Source organism: bacterium (assembly GCA_030654305.1).
Lineage (GTDB): Bacteria > Krumholzibacteriota > Krumholzibacteriia > LZORAL124-64-63 > LZORAL124-64-63 > PNOJ01.
Window position 1 is genome coordinate 1 of sequence record JAURXS010000208.1, and the last position, 18,031, is coordinate 18,031.

The following is an 18,031-nucleotide window of genomic DNA, read 5'->3' on the forward strand; positions in this document are numbered from 1 at the left end:
CGCGGCGGCGGCGGCGGCCAGGGCCGCCCCCACCGCCAGGGGCGGCAGGCCCGCGGCCTGCCGGTCGTCGGCCACCAACGATTCGTGCAGCAGCAGGGCCAGGGACAGGGCGGCGTAACCGACCACCAGCACGGCGAAGACGGTCGCCGAACCGGCGAATTCCCGTCCGAACAACCACCGCACCAGGGACCCGCCGATCAGGACGCCCGCGGCGGCGAGCGCCCCGAGCGCCAGGGCAGCACTCGCCGCGGCGCGCCTCACGCCGCGACGGTAGGCGGGCAGGCCCAGCCGGCGCAGCCGGACCAGACGCGGCAGGACCGCGCCCAGCGACGATTCGGTGACCGTCACCAGGACGAAGGCCAGCCGGCTGGCCGCGGCGTAGCGTCCGGCTTCGACCGGCGCCGCCAGCAGTCCCAGCACGACCAGGTCGACGTTGAACAGGACGCGGCGCAGCAGGTTCGCGGCGCCGATGGGTGTGGCGGCGGCAAGATCCGCCCGCGATCCGGTCAGCGTCGGCCGCCGCCAGCGGGGGCGTGCGCCGAGCGCGCGCGCCGCACCCGCGGCGGCCACGAGGTTGCCGGCGAAGAACCCCGCCAGGTAGGTGAGCGGCGCCCAGAGACGCAGGCCGGCGCCCTCGCCCGCGCCCACCCCGCCGAAGAGCAGCAGCACGAACAAGGCGGTCGCCAGGCTGCGGGCGGTCCGGGCCGCGGCCGCCCAGGCGGGACGGCCGAGGCCGAGCACGACCCAGTCGGCCATCAGCGCCTGCGGCAGGACGCCGGCGAGGTAGAGCCAGAGCAGACGGGGATCCTGCCGCGGGGCCCCGAACCACGGCAGCAGGGCGCAAGCCGGCAGGACGAGGACCAGCGCCAGCAGCAGCAGCAGGCCGGTCCGCCGGGCGACGAGGTCGCGGGCGCTGTCGTGGTCCAGGGGAGCTAGCCGCGCGAGGTCACGCACGCCGAGGGTGAACAGACCGGCTTCGGCCGCGAGCAGAACGTAGGCGGACACGGCGGCCGCCACCTGCACGACGCCGAACCAGTGGCCGCCGAGGGCGCGGGCGACCAGGACCAGGGCCGCCAGGTTCAGCAGCTGGGCCGCCCCCTGGCCGGCCGCCAGCACGCCCAGGTCGCGCCAGAGGCCGGCGCCGCGGGTCACGGCCGCGCGGACGGGTTCCGCAGGATCTCGTCGCGGTGGCGCGACAGGTAGTCCCAGCCGACGGCCAGCGACAGGCCGCCCAGCAGCCCGGCGGCGGTCAACAGGCCCAGCACGCGCAGCTTGCGCGGGCGCACGGGCCGCTCGGTGACCATGATGGTGCCGATCTGCTCCAGCGGCGTCAGCACCTCCAGCCGCGACTGGAAGACGCGCACGTCGTCGGCGATCTTCACCAGTTCCTGCTCGAGGGCCCGGTCGCGGTTGATCTCCATCTCCTTGATCTCGGACTCGAGCAGGGCCGCCTTCTTGCGCAGGGAGTAGGACTCCTCCAGCAGCATCTGGCGCCGCTTGAGGTCCTCCACCCGGTTGGCGGAGCGCAGGTCGAGGGCCTCGAGGCGGTCCTCGTACACGGAGGACTCGGCCTCCATGGTGCTCAGCAGGAGCCGTCCCGCGAGCGAGGTCCGGTCCTGGACGAAGTCGGGCAGCCAGGGCGCCTCGGTGCCGGGCGGGAGCGCCTCGACCAGCAGCGTGTCGCGGCTCTCGGTGTGGCGCTCCTTCTCCTTCATGCGCTCGAGGTAGTAGGACATCTCCTGCAGCCCGCTCTCCATGACGTCGATGCGGGCGTCGAGGCTGGCGGCCTTGTCCTGGCGCAGTTCGGCCTCGACCAGGAACTCCTGGATCCGCAGCTCGAGCTTCTTCTGCTCCATCGCCACGCCCTCGAGCTCCTGCCGCTTGCGGTCGATCATCAGGTTCAGCAGGTCGCGCTTGATGGCGATGTCGGCGCGGTCGTTCTGCAGCTTGTCGATCTCGTTCTGCAGGCTCTTGCGGGTCAGCGACAGGCTGTTGCCCACGGAGTTGATCTCGGCGTACTCGTTGAAGATGGCGATCGACGTCTCGAGGATCGCGCTCGCCTGCTGCCGCGACGGGCTCAGCGTGATCAGGGTCACCACGTCGCCGCCCTGGGAGCCGACGCCGCGCGGGATGAAGTCGGCCATGATGTCGGGGCGGTACGAGCGCTCGGGCAGGCCGAGCTTCGCCTTGACGCCCGACCCGTACATGCCGCGGCTGTACCAGCGCACGATGTCCTTGAGCTGCCAGCCGCGTTCCGGCTGCCAGGCGGCCGTGTAGTTGGTGATGCCGGGGCGCACGGTGGCCGACGCCTGGTACAGCGGCTTGGTGACCACCAGGTAGAGCAGGGCGGCGGCCAGGCCGGCGGCGGTCACCGCCAGCACCAGCCAGCGCCGGTGCCAGATCACGCCGAGCAGGCTCGCCAGGGAGAAGACGCCGGCCTCGGGCTCGGCGCGTCGGTGCAGGGTCGGGTCGTCGTGGGACAAGGCGCACTCCTCGCGCGTCGGCCGCGCCGCTTCCATGCCTGGTTCAGGGCTTCAGCAGGCGGGCCAGGGCCTCCGCCGACGCCGACGCCACGTTCGCGTGCAGGGACTTGCCGTGGGCGTCCATCGTCACCACGGCCGGGAACTTCGCGACCCGGAACTCCCAGATCGCCTCCGGCGAGCCGAACTCCTCCATCAGGTGCACGCCCTCGACGGCCGTGACGCAGTCGGCCAGCACCTGGGCGGCGCCGCCGATCGCGTGCAGGTAGCAGGCGCCCACCTTCTGGCAGGCGGCCAGCGTCTTGGGGCCCATGCCGCCCTTGCCGATGACGCCGCGCAGCCCGTACTGCTCCATCAGCGGGCCCTGGAAGGGTTCCTCGCGGATCGAGGTCGTCGGGCCCGCGGCCTTCACGACCCAGCGGCCGCCCTCCTTCACCACCACGGGGCCGCAGTGGTAGATGATGGCGTCGCGCAGGTCGACGGGCGGCTTGCCGCCCTCGTGCAGGTACTTGTGGACCGCGTCGCGGCCGGTGTAGACCACGCCCGTGATCTCCACCAGGTCGCCCACCTTCAGGGCGCGCATCTTCTCTTCGGTGAACGGAGCTTCCAGCAGCATGGCGTTCCTTTCGGCGGCTAGTCGTACAACCATTTGGCGATCCTGCCCGCGGCCGACAGCTGGAAGCCGTCGCGCCGGTACGCCCAGCACATGTAGGAGACCGAAACGAAGAACGAGGCCGGCACGCGGTTACGCGCGGTGATCTTGACGCCGAGCAGGGTCGTGGCGCCGCCGAAGCCCATCGGGCCGATGCCCAGGGTGTTCGCCTCGTCCAGCAGGCGGCGCTCCAGCTTCGCCAGCACGGGGTCCTCGTGGTCGTCGTCCAGGGGGCGCAGCAGCGCCTCCTTGGAGGCCACGTAGCCGGTGGCGCGGTCGCCGCCGATGCAGACGCCCAGCACGCCGGGCCCGCAGCCCTTGCCCTGGGCCTTGTTGACGGCGTCCAGCACGCAGCGGCGCACGCCCTCGAGGTCGCGGCCGGCGCCGAGGCCCGTGTCGGGCAGGCTGTACTGCGCGCCCACGTTCTCGCAGCCGCCGCCCTTGAGCATCAGCCTGGCCGTGAGCGCCTTGGCCGTCGTCTCGTGGAAATGGATGACCGGGCTGCCGGGGCCGAGGTTGTTGCCCGAGTTGCGTCCCGTGATGGAGTCGACGGAGTTCTGCCGCAGGTAGCCGACGCGCGTCGCCTCGTCCACGGCCTTCTCGAAGGCGGCGCGGAAGGCGCGCTCGCTCACCCATTCGGGGCGCGCCACGTCGCAGATGATCGTGCCGGTGTCCTGGCAGAGGGGTTGCGACTTGCCCGCCGCGAGCTTGATGTTGTCGCGGATGACCCCGAACGCGTACTTGGCGTTCGTGCCGGGCTTCTCGCGGCGCCAGCCCTTGTCCACCGCACGGATGACGTCGGGGGGCAGCTCGCAGGAGGTGCGCCTGATCAGTTCCAGCAGCCGCGCCTGCAGCATCTTGGCGTCCATGGGATCTCCTTTTCGGCTGGATGGCGCCGCGCGGGCCGACCCGGAGGCGCTGCCGGGAGTCTAACCCCGGCCCCGGCCGGCGTCAAAGGACGGATCGCCGCCGACCGTGACATTTTCGACCGTGACATTTTCGAGCGTGACATTTTCGGGCCGTTGCGGGCGGCGGCGCCGGGTGCTACGGTGCCCGTCCCCACAGGAAGGATCGACCATGCGCCACCTGCTGCTCGGCGCCGGCCTGCAGGGCCGCGCCATCGCCTGGGACCTGCTGCGCCACGCCGCGGGCGTGACGGGCCTGACCGTCGTGGACCTCGACCGCGACGCGCTGGCCTCGCTGGCGGATTGGCTCGACGACCCGCGGCTGCGGACCGTGGCCGGCGACGTCACCGACCCCGCGCTGCTCGCCCCGCTGCTCGACGAGGCGGCGGCCTGCACCAGCGCCGTGAACTACTGGTTCAACGACGACCTGACGGCCCTGGCGATCGCGCACCGCGCCCATTTCGTGGACCTCGGCGGCAACAACGACGTCGTCGCGGCCCAGCTCGCGCGCGACCCGCAGGCCCGCGCCGCGGGCGTGACGGTGGTGCCGGACTGCGGCCTGGCGCCGGGTCTGGCCGGCCTGCTCGGCCACCACCTGGCCGTCGGCCTGGACGCGTGCGACGCCCTGCGCCTGCGCGTCGGCGGCCTGCCGCTGCACCCCCGCCCGCCGCTGGACTACATGATCGTCTTCTCGGTGCAGGGGCTGATCAACGAGTACATCGAGCCCTGCCTGGTGCTGCGCGACGGCGAGGAGCGGACCGTGCCCGGCCTGTCGGAACTGGAGAGCCTCGAGTTCCCGCCGCCCTTCGGCCGGCTGGAGGCCTTCCAGACCAGCGGCGGCGCCTCGACCCTCACCCGCACCCTGCGCGGGCGCGTGCGCGACCTGGACTACAAGACGATCCGCTACCCGGGCCACCGCGACCGCATCCTGCCGCTGCACGAACTGGGTTTGACCTCTTCGCAGCCCCTGCGGCCGGTGGGAGCGGGCGGCGACGTGCGCCCGCGCGACGTGTTGGCCGCCTGCCTGGAGCTTGCCTGCCCCAAGAACGGCCCCGACGTCGTGCTGCTGCGCGTGGAGGCCGAGGGGACCGCCGGCGGCCGTCGCGTGCGCCGCACGCTGACGATCGTGGACCACGAGGACCCGGCGACCGGCCTGACGGCCATGATGAGGATGACCGGCTTCCCGGCGGCGATCGTCGCCGATCTGCTGGCCCACGGTGAGGCGGCGCCCGGCGCCCGGCCCCAGGAACTGGCCATCCCCGCCGAGCGCGTGCTGGCGGAGCTGGCCCGGCGCGGGATCCACGCCCCGCTGGTCGAGACGCCCCTGGACTGAATCCCGGTGCCGGCTCGTGAACGAAGAGGGAGCCACGCGGCTCCCTCTTCCCCATTCCGATCACCTGCGGTGCGGAAAGCTACTGTGCTGCAGGTCCCACGCCTTGCAATAGGTCGCGGTGCACCATGACGGTCAGCATCTTCAGCGCGACGTAGTCCGCGTCGAACATGTAGTAGCCCTCGTAGGCGCCCAGGCGAGAGCTGCGGTTGCTGTCCTTGATCAGGTACCAGTCGCGGCCGCCGAGGGTGGTCAGGCCCACGGCGTGGATCCCGTGGTCGTCGCCGGTCTGCCCGGAGACGATGCGGAACTCGCGGCTGCCCTGGTCGATCAGCTCGCCGGGGATGTCCCAGCTCGGCACGATCGCCGCGTCCATCATGCCGTCGACCCCGGGCTCGGAGTTGTCGCCGCCGAGGGCCACGGTGTAGCCCGCGCGCAGGGCCTTGTCGATCGTGGCGCGGAAGACGTCCAGCGGCAGGTTCAGGTAGTCGGCCTTGCGCCGCCAGTTGTCGCGCACGTCCAGCAGGCAGGGCTGGTGGAAGGCGACGCCCAGCTGCTCCATGCGCGACACGCAGGACACGTAGGCGCCGGGATCCAGGCGCAGGGCCTCCAGCAGGAACGAGCGCGGGCTGAAGGTGCGTCCCTGCCAGGAGAAGGTCTCCGGCGGGCGGCCCAGGTGCTTGTCGAGGATGGCGCGGGCGCCGTCCACGATGCGCTGTTCCTCCCAGACGCCGTTGTCCTCGGCCCATTTCAGCCAGGACTTCAGCTCGTCCATCAGCACGGTGTGGTCGTGGCGGCCGTCGGCGAACGGCACCCCGGTGTAGATCTCCCCGGGCACGGTCCCGTACTTGGCGTAGATGTCCAGGATGGCGTCGCCCTGCGAGCCCTCCTCCACCTCGCTGTGGCCGTACTCGCGCACCCAGCGGCGCACCTTCTCCACGTACTCCCAGTAGACCAGCCACAGTTCCGACAGCTTCACGTTGCGCTTGGTCAGCCGGATGACTTCCGACTCCATGAACGACGTGGCCGAGAAGGCCCAGCACGAGCCGGTGTTGTACTGCGCCACGGGCGGCAGGTGGGCCAGGCGGATTTTGAAGGCGTCGGGGCCGGCGGGGCGCTCGACGCCCGTCCAGTCCGGGCGCAGGGACACCGCGGCGTCCTGCTTCGCCTCCTCCTGCTCGGCGTACTTCGCGTCGACAGCAGCCTTCGCGTCGGCGACGAGAGCCTTGAGGGAGTCGCGGCGGGCTTCGATCTGATCCAGGACCGGGAACTTGTACTTGGCCTTGTAGACGGGCCCCTGGGCGGCGGCGGCCGTCGCGCACAGGACCAGCAGGCCGATCACGGGCAGGCGCTTCACGGCGATCCCCTCTTTCAGTTGGCGGTGCCCGACAGGTCCGGCATCCCGCCGAACAGCATGCCGATCACCACGGTGACGGCGATCATCGCCAGCCAGCCCAGCACGCCCACGAGCACGGCCCGGGCGGTGCTCGTGTAGTCGAGGGCCTGGCGCACCGCGACGACGGTGGCGGCGAGCATCCAGAAGAAGGCGACCAGGCTGACCAGCCAGCCCAGCACCGGGATGGAGCCCAGGACGCGGATCAGGCCCGGCGAGGAGGCGAAGCCCAGCGTGCGCAGCAGCTGCCCCAGGTCGGCTTCGGTCGCGGTCTCCGGCAGCACCTTGGTGCCGAGCACGTAGATCACGCCCGACCAGACCACCCAGCCCACGACCGAGGCGACCAGGCCGCCGAACAGGCCGTTCACCCCGCCGAGGCCGAGATTGCCGATTCCCGCGGCCACGCTCGACAGCAGCACCACGAACAGGGCCTGCATGGTGGCGCTGCCGTCGTGCTCGACTTCCTCGTACAGCGCCGGATCGAGCCGCGCGGCGCGGATCATGCGTTGGATCATCACGTTCAAGGTCCACCTCCGTCGGTTGGGATTCCGGCGCAGGATGCCACCGCCGGCGCGGCGGGTCAAGGGCCGCGGGTCAGCCGGGCCGCGGGTTGGCTGCGGAACGGCCGTGTGTTATCGTCCGGCGGTCCGGACGATGCGGCCCGCACCACCAGGAGGCGACTTGGCCACCACGATCCCCACGGACTTCCAGGCGCAGATCCGTCACGGCCTGCCCGCCGCCCCGCCGCCGCCGCCCCCGGTCGACCCCGCGGTCAGCCGCGCGCCGCGCCGACCGCTGCCGCTGGACGCCGCCGGCAAGCGCCTGGCCCTGCGCAACGCCCTGCGCTACGTGCCCGCCGCCTGGCACCGCGAACTGGCCCCCGAGTTCGCCCGCGAGCTGGCCGAGCTGGGCCGCATCTACATGCACCGCCTGCGCCCCGCCTACGCGATGCGGGCCCGTCCCCTCGGCGAGTACCCCGCCCGCACGCGCCAGGCCGCGGCGATCATGCACATGATCCAGAACAACCTGGACCCGGCCGTCGCCCAGCACCCCTACGAGCTGATCACCTACGGCGGCAACGGCACGGTCTTCCAGAACTGGGCCCAGTACCTGCTGACGATGAAGTACCTCAGCGAGATGTCCGAGGTCCAGACGCTGGTCATGTACTCGGGACACCCGCTCGGGCTGTTCCCCTCGCACGCCGACGCGCCGCGCGTGATCGTCACCAACGGCATGGTCATCCCCAACCACTCCTCCCCCGACGACTACACGCGCCTGGCCGCGCTGGGCGTCACCAGCTACGGGCAGATGACCGCCGGCAGCTACATGTACATCGGCCCGCAGGGCATCGTGCACGGCACGGCGATCACGGTCATGAACGCCGGACGGCTGTACCTCGGCTGCCAGGACGCGGACGAGCTGAGCGGCAAGGTCCTCGTGACGGCCGGCCTCGGCGGCATGAGCGGGGCGCAGGCCAAGGCGGCGGTCATCGCCGGCGCGGTCTGCGTCGTGGCCGAGATCAACCCCGAGGCGGCGCGCAAGCGCCACGCCCAGGGCTGGGTGGACGAGCTGTACGAGGACCTCGACACGGTCCTGCGCCGCATGTCCGAGGCCCGGGCCGCGCGGCAGCCCGTGTCGATCGCCTACCTGGGCAACGTCGTGGATCTCTGGGAGAGGCTGGCGCGCGACGGGATCGACGTGGAGCTGGGCAGCGACCAGACCAGCCTGCACATCCCGTTCACGGGTGGCTACTACCCCGTCGGTCTGACGCTCGCCGAGAGCAACCGCCTGCAGGCCGACGACCCGCCGGCCTTCAAGGCGGCCGTGCAGGCCACGCTGCGCCGCCACGTGGCGGCGGTCAACGCCCTCAGCGAGCGCGGCATGAAGTTCTGGGACTACGGCAACGCGTTCCTCTTGGAAGCGGGCCGCGCCGGGGCCGACGTGATGGCCGCCGACGGCTCCTTCCGCTACCCGTCGTACGTCGAGGACATCATGGGCCCGATGTGCTTCGACTACGGCTTCGGCCCGTTCCGCTGGGTCTGCACGAGCGCCGACCCGCGCGACCTCGCGACCACCGACGGCCTCGCCGCCGAGGTCATCGCGGAACTGGCAGACACCGCCCCGCCCGAGACGCGCCAGCAGTACCTGGACAACCTGCGCTGGATCCGGCAGGCCGGCGACAACCACCTGGTGGTGGGCAGCCAGGCCCGCATCCTCTACAGCGACGACCAGGGGCGTCGCCGCCTCGCGGCCGCCTTCAACGCGGCGATCCGCGACGGGCGCCTGTCGGCCCCGGTGGTCATCGGCCGCGACCACCACGACGTCTCGGGCACCGACAGCCCCTACCGCGAGACGGCCAACATCCGCGACGGCTCGCAGTGGTGCGCCGACATGGCCGTGCAGAACTTCGCCGGCGACGCCTGCCGCGGCGCCACCTGGGTCTCGCTGCACAACGGCGGCGGCGTAGGCTGGGGCGAGGTGATCAACGGCGGCTTCGGCCTGGTGCTCGACGGCACCGCCGACGCCGACCGCCGCCTGGACCTGATGCTCAACTGGGACGTCAACAACGGCATCGCCCGGCGCGCCTGGGCCCGCAACGAGGGCGCCGAGTTCGCCATCCGCGCGGCGATGGCCCGCGACCCGCTGTTGCGGGTCACCGTGGGCGAGCACGCGGACGACGAACTGATCGAGCGCACGGTCAGCGAGACCTTCCACGACTAGACCGCAGGAGACGCCGATGCAGCCGCAAGCCGAACGCGTGACCCGGGCCGCCGTGCCCGCCCTGGACGAACTGCTGGGCGTGGCGCTGCCCGTGCTGGACGACGGTTTCGTGCGCGTCATCGACTACATGGGCGACGACCGCGCCGTCGTGCAGGCGGCCCGCGTCTCCTACGGGGACGGCACCAAGCAGGTGAGCGAGGACCGCGGCCTGATCCGCTACCTGCTGCGCCACCGCCACACCACCCCCTTCGAGATGTGCGAGCTGAAGCTGCACGTGCGCGTGCCGATGGACGCGTGGCGGCAGTGGATCCGGCATCGTTCGGCCTCGGTCAACGAGGTGAGCTCGCGCTACTCGATCGTGACCGACTCGGCGCAGCGCACGGCGCCGGAGGCGTGGCGCCGCCAGGCTGACGACAACCGTCAGGGCAGCTCCGGTTGCTTCGACGCCGCGCAGGGCGCGGCGTTCACCGCCGGCGAGCGCGAGGTCCACGCGCTGGCGCGCCGGGTGTACGAGGAGAAGATCGCCCGCGGCGTCGCCCGCGAGCAGGCCCGCAAGGACCTGCCGCTGTGCACCTACACCGAGGCCTACTGGAAGATCGACCTGCACAACCTGCTGCACTTCCTGTCGCTGCGCATGGACCCGCACGCGCAGCAGGAGATCCGCGCGTACGCCACGGTGATCGGCGAGCGGATCGTCGCGCGGTGGGTGCCGCTGGTCTGGGAGGCCTTCGTCGACTACCGGCTCGGCGCGGCGTCGCTGTCGCGGATCGAGCAGGAGATCCTCGGCGCGATCGGGGCCGGGGACGCCGAGCGGGCCTGCGCCCTGGCGAGCGCAGCGGGCTGGCTGGAGCGGGGGGCCGTCGGGCTGAAGCGGCACCGGGAGCGGGCGGAGTTCGAGGCCAAGCTCGCCGGCTGGGGGGTGGCGGCGCCATGGGCGGCGGACTCTCGATAAGGGTCCCGACTCCCCAAGCCCGCGCGAGCTTCGCTCACTCGTCCTGCTCCGCCACCAGCGACCGCCCCGCCTCGAAATCCCACAGCGTCTGCCGCCGCAGGTCCGCGCCGGCCAGCTGGTACTGGATGAAGGCGTCCAGGTAGGCCAGGCTGGCTTGCGTGAGGCGGCTGCGGTCCAGCGCGAGTTCCTGGCTCGTGATGTCCCCGTTGTCGAAGCGCTGCCGGCTGATGTCCAGGCCGCGGGTGGCGACCTCGACGCTACGCGCCAGGACGTCGAGGCGGGCCCGGCTCTCGGCCAGGTTGCTCAGCGCCGCGTTGACCTGCAGGACCACCGACCGCCGCCGCTGGTCGATGTCGAGCCCGCTGCGCTCCAGCGCGGCGCGGGCCGCCGCCACCTCGGCGCCGTTGACGCCGCTGTCCCAGATCGGCACCGCGAGGGTGAAGGCCACGCCCTTGTTGCCGGGCCGGTGCCGCAGGTCGTCCCAGCTCAGGTCCCACATGTTGCGCAGGGGCAGGTCGTCGCTGCTGCCGATGCCGGTGAGGTCGTAGTAGGCGCGCAGCTCGCCCTTGACGGCCGAGCGCGCATCGGTCTCCGCGACGGTGATCTCGGCGCGGCGCAGGCCGGCCTCGGTGTTGCGGATCTCGGCGCGGTTCTCCAGCGCGTGCCGCAGCGCGAGGTCGGGATCGACCTCGTAGAAGCGGGGCGCGGTCGCGGCCGCGACGCGGACGCGGGCGTCCATGGGCAGGCCCACGCCCAGCTTGAAGCGGTCGGCGGCGCGCGCGACGCCGCCCTCGGCCCCGAGCAGGTCGTTGCGGCTCTGGGCAAGATCCACCTCCATCTGCAGGGCCTCCACCTCGGGGATCAGGCCGGCCGAGAACTTGCGGCTGGCGAGCTGGTAGGCGTCCTGCTGCCGGGCGAGGTCGTTGCGGGCGATCTCCAGGCGGCGCTGGGCGCGCAGGTAGTCGTAGAACTGGGCCGTCACGTCGTAGACGAGGCCGAGCTGGGCGGCGGTGTGGTTGCGGCGCGACTCGTCCAGGTTCAGCCGGGCGCGCTCGAGCGAGAGCTGCAGGGTGTTGGGCGTCAGCAGCGGCTGGGAGAAGTCGATCCGGTAGCTGTTGAAGAAGGTGCGGCTCTCGAGCTTGGCGGCGGTCAGGTCGTCGTAGACGGTGTCGGTGCGGTGGTACACGTCCCCCGAGAGGCCGATGCGCCCGTTGGTCGGCAGCGGCTGGGTGAGCGTGAGACCGGCGCGCCACTCGCGGCTGCCGTAGGCGGTGTACTGGGGCAGCTGCCCCGGCTGGCTGACCCCCTGCACCGACTCGTCGTACTCGGGGGCGGCGAAGGCCAGGCCCACCTGGGTCCCGAAGCGGCCGCGCGCCGCGGCGACGTCCTGCTCCGCCTCCAGCAGCGCGAGGCGCGCGATGCGGGCGTCGTAGCTCCCGGCGAGCGCCAGGTCGAGCGCCTCGGGCAGGGTGAGCGCGACGGTATCGGCCGGAGCGTCCGCCTGGGCTTCGGCCACCGCGGCAAGGCAGGGAACGGCGAGCGTCGCCAGACAGCAAATGAGCAGTATTTTCATCACTCGTACCTGATGGAGTCGATGGGGTTCATGCGCGCCGCCCGGCGCGCGGGGTAGTAGCCGAAGACGATGCCCACGACGGCCGAGACGCCGAACGCCAGCAGCACCGACCACGGCGCGATGGCCACCGGCCAGCCGGCGTAGCGGGCGACGGCCTGCGCGAGCCCGATCCCGAAGGCCACGCCGATCAGGCCGCCCAGGAAGCTGACGCCGACGGCCTCGAGCAGGAACTGCAGCAGCACGTCGCGCTGCGTGGCGCCCACGGCGCGTCGCACGCCGATCTCGCGGGTGCGCTCCAGGACGCTGGCCAGCATGATGTTCATGATGCCGATGCCCCCGACCAGCAGGGAGATGCCGGCGATCGCCCCCATGACGATGCTGAAGATGCGCTGCGTGGACTGCTGCTGCCGGATCAGCTGCTGGGGGATCACCAGGCGGTGGTCGTCGACGCCGCGGTGGCGCCGCTCGACGAGCGCGCCCAGCACGGCCGCCGTCTCCAGGATGCGGTCGGTGTCCCCGACCTGCGCCACCAGCCGGTGCAGCTCGCTCTCGCCGACCTTGCGGGGCAGCCGCTGCAGGGCGCAGCTCACCGGGACGTAGGCGTCGCGGTCGGTGTCGCGCACGTCCTCGAGCCGGTCCCCGGCCCCGGCGGGCGGCCCGGCCATGACCCCGATCACGTCGTACCAGTCGCGCCCGATCTTGACCCGCTCCCCGAGCGGGTCGGCGAGCAGGAACAGCTCGCGGGCCAGTCCCGGGCCGAGCACGCACACCCGCGACACCGAATCCACCTCGGAGGTCGTGAAGAAGCGCCCCGCCGCCGGGCGGCTGCGCATGACCGCGACGTAGTCGGGCGTCGTGCCGACGGCGCTGGCCGACACGCGCTTGCGCCCCGCCTGCACGTCCAGCTCGACGATGCGCAGCGGCACCACGCGCCCCACGCCCGGCAGCACCTCGCGGATCGCCGCGGCGTCGGCCAGCGTCAGCCCGGGGCTGAAGGGGCGGCCCTGCTCCTCGTCGTCGGGCGCCGGCGGCGGCTTGTCGACGACCAGCAGGTTATCGATGCCCAGCAGCGCGAACTGCGCCATCACCTGCCGGCGCGCGCCCTCGCCGATCGACAGCATGGCGATGACCGCCGCCACGCCGAAGACGATGCCCAGGGTGGTCAGCAGCGAGCGCAGGCGGTGGGCCGCGAGGCCCGCCACGCCGACGCGCGCCGTCTGCAGCAGGGGCATGCTCAGGGCTTCGCCTCCCGCGCCGCGTCCGGGTCGGGGGCCGCCGGCAGCGGCTGCTGCGGGTCCCGCAGCGAGACCGTCTCGCCCGCCTCCAGGCCGGACTCGATCACCACGAAGTCGTCGCTGCGCTCCCCGAGCGTCACCGGCCGCGCCGCGACGCGGCCGTCGACCGCGAAGACCACGCTGCCGCCGTCGCGCTCGAAGACCGCCTCCAGCGGCACGGTCACCACGTCGGCCAGGCGCGCGACGATGATCCGGCACTGGGCGGTCATGCCGGGGCGCAGGTCGCCGGCCGCGCCCTCGATGAAGACGTCGACGTCGAAGACCTTGACCTTGGCCTCGCCCTCGGCCCGCGCGAGCGTGGCGATGCGCGTGACCTTGCCACGGAACTCCAGGCCGGCCAGGGCGTCGACCGTGACGACCACCTCCTGGTCCACGGCGATCTGCCGCACGTCGATCTCGTTGACCCGCGTGCGCACCTGCATCTGCGAGAGGTCGGGCAGGTCGATCAGCTCCATGCCGGGCCAGGCCTGGTCGCCGACCTTGATCTTGCCCCCGCGGAAGCTCTTGTAGACGACCAGCCCGGGCTCCGGCGCCGTGATCGTCAGCGACGCGAGCGCCTCGCGCGCCTGCGCCATCTGCATCTCGGCGTTGCGCACGTCGTACTGGGCCTTGGCCAGTTCGGCCTCGGCGATGATCCGCTGGGCGGCCAGCCGGTCTCCGGCCTCGCGCAGCGACAGCTCGGCCTTCTTCAGCTCCAGCTCCTGCTCGCGGCGGCGCACCTCGGCCTCGAAGGCCATCAGGTCGTAGCGCAGCCGGGTCTGCTCGTAGCCGTACTCCTGGTTCAGGCGCGCGCTCTCCAGCTCCGCGAGGCGCTGGTCGATCTCGGCCCGCCGCCGCGCCAGCTCGGCCCGCGCGTTCAGCAGCGAGTTCTCGACCTGGTCGAGCTGCTGGCTGGTCGTGGTCTGGTCGAGCTGGACCAGGAAGTCGCCCTCCTTGACCACGCTGCCCTCGGGCGCCATCTGCGCGATCTGCACCGCGTCCCACGAGAACCCCGTGCGCTGGCGGGAGACGCTGCGGCTTTTGACGGCCTCCACCTGGCCGACGGTGGCCACGTCGATGACAAGTTCACCCCGCGTCGCGATGGCGGTCACCAGCGCGTCCGGACGCCGGCGCGAGCCCAGGGCCAGGATCGCCGCCAGCAGCAGCGCCGCCGGGACAGCGACCGTCAGGATGCGTCGACGGGACGGGATGGTCATTCTTCCTCTTTCGGGGGCGCGGCGACCAGTTCGGTGCCGGCGGGCAGTCCGGTGCCGTCGGCCGCGCCCGACGCCACCGCCACGGTCATCGCCGTCACGGCGACGGGCCGCACCGGCTGCGGCCGCGGCCAGCTGGCGCGAGGGTAGACCAGCCACTCGCCGTCGCGCTCGACCACCGCGGAGCGCGGCACGAGCACGGCGTCGGCGACCTCGCCGAGCCCGATCTCCACGATGGCCGTCATCCCCGGCCGCAGCCGCGGGTCCGACCCGTCGATGCGGGCCACGGTCGCGAACCCGCGCACGCCGGTGCCCGTCTCCAGCTCCGCGGCCAGGCGGGCGACGCTCTCGATGCGGCCGGTGAAGACCGCTTCGGGGTACGCCTCCAAGCGCAGCGTCACCGGCAGGCCGGTCGCCACGCGGTGGCGGTCCACCTCGTGCACCATCATGGTCACCTGCATCGCCGACAGGTCCGGGATCTGGATGATGGGCCGCCAGGGATCGATCGCGTCGCCGACCCGGGGCTTGGTGCGCTTGCCCTGGCGGTCCTCCTGCTCGAGGTAGACCACCAGCCCCGGCAGCGGCGCCAGCAGCGACCTGGCCCGCCGCCGCTCCAGCAGCGACGCCCGCTCGGTGCGCGCGTCGTCCAGTTCGAGGTCCGCCTTGGCCAGGGCCAGGCTGTCCAGCACCGCCTGCGCCACGAGCTTCGCGCGGGCTTCGTCCAGCGCGATGCGGGCGCGCTCGGCCGTCAACTGGGACTCCTGACGGCGGGTCTGCGATTCGAACTGCAGCTTGGTGAGCTGCAGCAGCGCCTGCTCGCGGCTCAGTTCGGCCATGGCCACCGCGTCGACCAGCGCCTGCCGCTGGCTGGACTGGCTGGCGACCGTCCCCTCCCGCTGGGCGTCGAGGTTGCGCAGGCGGTCCTCGACGTCGGCCAGGGGCCGCGCCAGGGAGCTGTCGTCGAAGCGCGCGACGGTGTCGCCCACCGCCACGACGGTCCCCTCGGGCGCCAGCTCGACGATGATCAGCGAGGTCTGCCAGTCCGGCGGCGGCCGCAGGTCCTGCGCGCGCACGGCGGCGATCTCGCCGGTCTCGACCATGACCAAGGGCAGCGTCCCGCGCTCGGCTCGGACGACAGAGCGGGCGTCGTCGCCCGCGCAACCGGCGAGCAACGGCAGCAGGATCCAGGGCCAGCGGCGATGTTGTCGTAGGGTCTTCAGGATACAGGCTCCCTCATAGGTACCGACGATAGCATGGGAAACAATGGTACATCCAGCCGGGAGTGCGGGTTCCGCCCGCGGATCAGGTCTGGACTCGCGACTGAATCGGCGCCTACAGTCGGGGACGGGCGATCATCGTCGCCCAGGCACGAAATAGGCAACACGTAAGATGCCGGACCGGAGGACCATGCAACTCTCGTGCAGGTGGATCGGCTTGTGCCTGGCGCTCGCCTACCTCGGGGTCGGCGCCACGGCGCACTCCGCCGACGCGCCACTTCCGGAGCCTCGCCTGGCGGAAGAACTCGTCCCCGAAGACCCGCTGGTCCTCGAATGGCTCAAACAACTGCAGGACGCCTCGTCGCCCGGCGCTTACCCGCTGCCTTCGAGCTACGGGGACAACGAGGCCCAGACCTTCAACAACGCCCTGGCCGCCATGGCGTTCACGCTCAAGGGCGAGCACGCCCGCGCGCGACGCATCCTGGATTTCTACGCCCGGGCGACCGACCGCGACAACCAGGATCCGACGCTGCAGAACTTCTTCTACAAGGGCGAAGCCCGCGGCTTCTACCAGCACGTCCGACACCATGCGGACGGCGACGTCGCGGCGCTGCACACCACGGACGCCGATCGCTGGATCGGCGACCTGGCCTGGCTCCTGCTGGCGTGCGAATACCACGACCAAAGCTGCCACGAATCACGTTATGCGGAGCTGAGCGGCCTGATCCGCGACCTGCTGCTCGGCTTCTATCAGGACGCCGAGACCGGCCGCGGCGGATTCATCCAGCACGGTTGGCGACGGGGCGATACCCGCCTGCACGAGGATTCCGGCCACCACGAGGGCAACATCGACTGCCGTGCGGCGCTGCGCGTCTGCGGTCGGGGGGAGACGGCCGATCGGATCGGCCTCTGGCTCGCCGACGTCGTCCAGGGCGACTCCCTGCCACTGGACCTCTACACGTGGCGCGTCCTGGCCGAAGGACCGGAGGCGCGCGGCCTCATGGACATCCCCGAGTCCGATCCGCGGTACCGCAAGACCCTGACCGTGCGCGGGCGCCCAGTGACGGGGTTCTTCCACGGGCCCGATCTCGAGGTCGACAACATCTGGCCCGATGGGACCGGTCACGCCGCCTGCGCGTACGCCGCCTGCGGCGACACCCTGCATGCCAACTTCTACGCCAACCAGCTCGACCTGCTGCTGATCACCGAGATCATCGGTGGCGTCGAGGTGCGCGGGTTGCCGTACGCGGTCAACCGGACGGGTGGGTATCAGTGGGTCGACCCCGAGCGGGGATTCCTGTCGGCGGCCGCCTGGTACATCTTCGCCAAGAATCGGTTCAATCCGCTGCGGTGGGCGCCGGCACGCTGAAATGACGGGCGAGGCCGACGAACCAGATCGGCCGGCCGGCGTGCTTGTCGTCCCGAGGCTCAGGCCAGCGGGTAGTCCAACCCCTCGCACGGCCGACCCAGCAGACGGCACATCGCGGTGATCTGGCCCTGGTGGTGGAAGACGTGCGTCAGCACGCGCAGCACCACGTGCTGCGGCGCGAGCGTCTTCTCCCGGTTCCCCCAAGTCGTCATCGGTCGGGCCGCGGCCAGTTCCGCCGCGGACACGCCGCACAGGTACGCCTCGGTCGCCGCGTAGACCTGCCCGCGGAAGCGCTCGAGCGCCTCGATCGTCGGGTAGTCGGGCGCGTCCTCGTCGGCGTTGATCCGGCCCTGCAGCACGCCGATCCAGTAACGCTGCGCGCCGATGACGTGGTGCAACTGCAGGTGGACGGTCGTGTACCCGAACCCCGGCAGCTCGCGGTGCAGCTCTTCGGGGGTGAAGCCACGGCAGTGGGCGAGCAGCGCCGCCAGTCCGCGGTGGGCGCGCTCGTGCAGGTCGAGCAGGGATCCGGGCGAGTGCATGCCGCACCTCCGAGCCATGGAGAGTCGGACCCGTCAGAAGCGGACGGCCGCCCCGGCGACCAGGTAGTGGAAGAGCGAGAAGGTGTAGACCTCGTCGTTGTCCGCGCCGCCCTCCAGGATCCGATAGCCGGCGGTGAGGCTCAAGCTATGCGGCAGATCGCGCTGGACCGCGAACAGGACATCCTCGGCCCGCCCCTGTGGGGCGGCCAGCGCCTCCCCGTCCACCAGCAACCGCCAGCCCTCCGCGGGCGCCCAGACGACGTCGAAGCTCAGCAGCGGGACGACTCCCGTGTTGGTCTTCTCCGCACTCAGCCCTGCTGCTTCCAGCTTGATCGCCGCGTCGCGGACCTTCAGGGCGCCGCCGAGCCCGAACCGCCATTGGCCCGAACCCGCGAAACGGTAGCGGTAG

General features: G+C 72.0%; 14 protein-coding genes and 1 pseudogene. 4 read left to right on the forward strand and 11 right to left on the reverse strand.

The annotated features are described in order from the left end of the window. The 3 genes and pseudogenes from Q7W29_05550 to Q7W29_05560 all read right to left on the reverse strand — a co-directional run. The coding region (locus tag Q7W29_05550; protein ID MDO9171279.1) for an oligosaccharide flippase family protein at positions 1-1,152 on the reverse strand (1,152 nt) is incomplete at its 3' end. Further along, entirely contained in the window at positions 1,149-2,483 is a 1,335-nt protein-coding gene (locus Q7W29_05555; protein MDO9171280.1) for a Wzz/FepE/Etk N-terminal domain-containing protein, read from the reverse strand. The genes Q7W29_05550 and Q7W29_05555, both read right to left, overlap by 4 nt. Before the next feature lie 43 nt (positions 2,484-2,526). Then, positions 2,527-4,001: pseudogene (locus Q7W29_05560) on the reverse strand (FumA C-terminus/TtdB family hydratase beta subunit). A 208-nt stretch (positions 4,002-4,209) separates the two neighbouring features. Between Q7W29_05560 and Q7W29_05565 the strand changes: the two are divergent. Continuing rightward, positions 4,210-5,370 carry a saccharopine dehydrogenase C-terminal domain-containing protein gene (locus Q7W29_05565; GenBank protein MDO9171281.1) on the forward strand — a complete coding sequence of 387 codons (1,161 nt, stop codon included), beginning with the start codon at positions 4,210-4,212 and terminating at the stop codon, positions 5,368-5,370. Between the two features lie 79 nt (positions 5,371-5,449). Here the strand turns inward: Q7W29_05565 and Q7W29_05570 are convergent, their stop codons facing one another. Beyond that, positions 5,450-6,724 (reverse strand): C1 family peptidase, encoded by a 1,275-nt coding sequence (locus Q7W29_05570; protein MDO9171282.1) that lies wholly within the window; start codon positions 6,722-6,724, stop codon positions 5,450-5,452. A gap of 14 nt (positions 6,725-6,738) precedes the next feature. Continuing rightward, positions 6,739-7,284, reverse strand: a complete 546-nt coding sequence (locus tag Q7W29_05575) for a YIP1 family protein (protein MDO9171283.1) — start codon at positions 7,282-7,284, stop codon at positions 6,739-6,741. A gap of 157 nt (positions 7,285-7,441) precedes the next feature. On the opposite strand from Q7W29_05575, the gene Q7W29_05580 reads away from it, so the two are divergent. Beyond that, positions 7,442-9,481: a urocanate hydratase gene (locus tag Q7W29_05580; GenBank protein MDO9171284.1), complete on the forward strand. Its 2,040-nt coding sequence runs from the start codon at positions 7,442-7,444 to the stop codon at positions 9,479-9,481. A gap of 16 nt (positions 9,482-9,497) precedes the next feature. After that, positions 9,498-10,433 (forward strand): FAD-dependent thymidylate synthase, encoded by a 936-nt coding sequence (gene thyX / locus Q7W29_05585; protein MDO9171285.1) that lies wholly within the window; start codon positions 9,498-9,500, stop codon positions 10,431-10,433. 34 nt (positions 10,434-10,467) lie between these two features. Here thyX and Q7W29_05590 read toward each other — a convergent pair whose 3' ends face one another. The 4 genes from Q7W29_05590 to Q7W29_05605 are packed head-to-tail and all read right to left on the reverse strand — an operon-like array spanning position 10,468 to position 15,594. Next, positions 10,468-12,006, reverse strand: coding sequence for a TolC family protein (locus Q7W29_05590; protein ID MDO9171286.1), 1,539 nt, complete (start codon positions 12,004-12,006; stop codon positions 10,468-10,470). Continuing rightward, entirely contained in the window at positions 12,006-13,238 is a 1,233-nt protein-coding gene (locus Q7W29_05595) for an ABC transporter permease (protein ID MDO9171287.1), read from the reverse strand. The genes Q7W29_05590 and Q7W29_05595 overlap by 1 nt, the downstream gene beginning before the upstream one ends. Before the next feature lie 2 nt (positions 13,239-13,240). Continuing rightward, positions 13,241-14,497, reverse strand: a complete 1,257-nt coding sequence (locus Q7W29_05600) for an efflux RND transporter periplasmic adaptor subunit (protein MDO9171288.1) — start codon at positions 14,495-14,497, stop codon at positions 13,241-13,243. Then, positions 14,494-15,594, reverse strand: coding sequence for an efflux RND transporter periplasmic adaptor subunit (locus tag Q7W29_05605; GenBank protein MDO9171289.1), 1,101 nt, complete (start codon positions 15,592-15,594; stop codon positions 14,494-14,496). The genes Q7W29_05600 and Q7W29_05605 overlap by 4 nt, the downstream gene beginning before the upstream one ends. 334 nt (positions 15,595-15,928) lie before the next feature. Here Q7W29_05605 and Q7W29_05610 point away from each other — a divergent pair, with 334 nt between their 5' ends. Then, positions 15,929-17,080, forward strand: coding sequence for a hypothetical protein (locus Q7W29_05610; GenBank protein MDO9171290.1), 1,152 nt, complete (start codon positions 15,929-15,931; stop codon positions 17,078-17,080). A 59-nt stretch (positions 17,081-17,139) separates the two neighbouring features. Here the strand turns inward: Q7W29_05610 and Q7W29_05615 are convergent, their stop codons facing one another. Both Q7W29_05615 and Q7W29_05620 read right to left on the reverse strand, forming a co-directional pair. Next, on the reverse strand, positions 17,140-17,622 hold the full coding sequence (locus tag Q7W29_05615) for a DinB family protein (GenBank protein ID MDO9171291.1): 483 nt from the start codon (positions 17,620-17,622) through the stop codon (positions 17,140-17,142). Positions 17,623-17,655: 33 nt separating this feature from the next. Further along, a partial coding sequence (locus tag Q7W29_05620) for a hypothetical protein (GenBank protein MDO9171292.1) occupies positions 17,656-18,031 on the reverse strand: 376 nt, incomplete at its 5' end.

Excerpts from the sequence above, each read along its gene's own strand:
- Q7W29_05595 (MDO9171287.1), bottom strand. The coding sequence starts at position 13,238 with ATGCCCCTGCTGCAGACGGCGCGCGTCGGCGTGGCGGGCCTCGCGGCC.
- Q7W29_05615 (MDO9171291.1), bottom strand. The coding sequence starts at position 17,622 with ATGCACTCGCCCGGATCCCTGCTCGACCTGCACGAGCGCGCCCACCGC.
- Q7W29_05605 (MDO9171289.1), bottom strand. The coding sequence starts at position 15,594 with ATGGTCGAGACCGGCGAGATCGCCGCCGTGCGCGCGCAGGACCTGCGG.
- Q7W29_05565 (MDO9171281.1), top strand. The coding sequence starts at position 4,210 with ATGCGCCACCTGCTGCTCGGCGCCGGCCTGCAGGGCCGCGCCATCGCC.
- Q7W29_05590 (MDO9171286.1), bottom strand. The coding sequence starts at position 12,006 with ATGAAAATACTGCTCATTTGCTGTCTGGCGACGCTCGCCGTTCCCTGC.
- thyX (MDO9171285.1), top strand. The coding sequence starts at position 9,498 with ATGCAGCCGCAAGCCGAACGCGTGACCCGGGCCGCCGTGCCCGCCCTG.
- Q7W29_05600 (MDO9171288.1), bottom strand. The coding sequence starts at position 14,497 with ATGACCATCCCGTCCCGTCGACGCATCCTGACGGTCGCTGTCCCGGCG.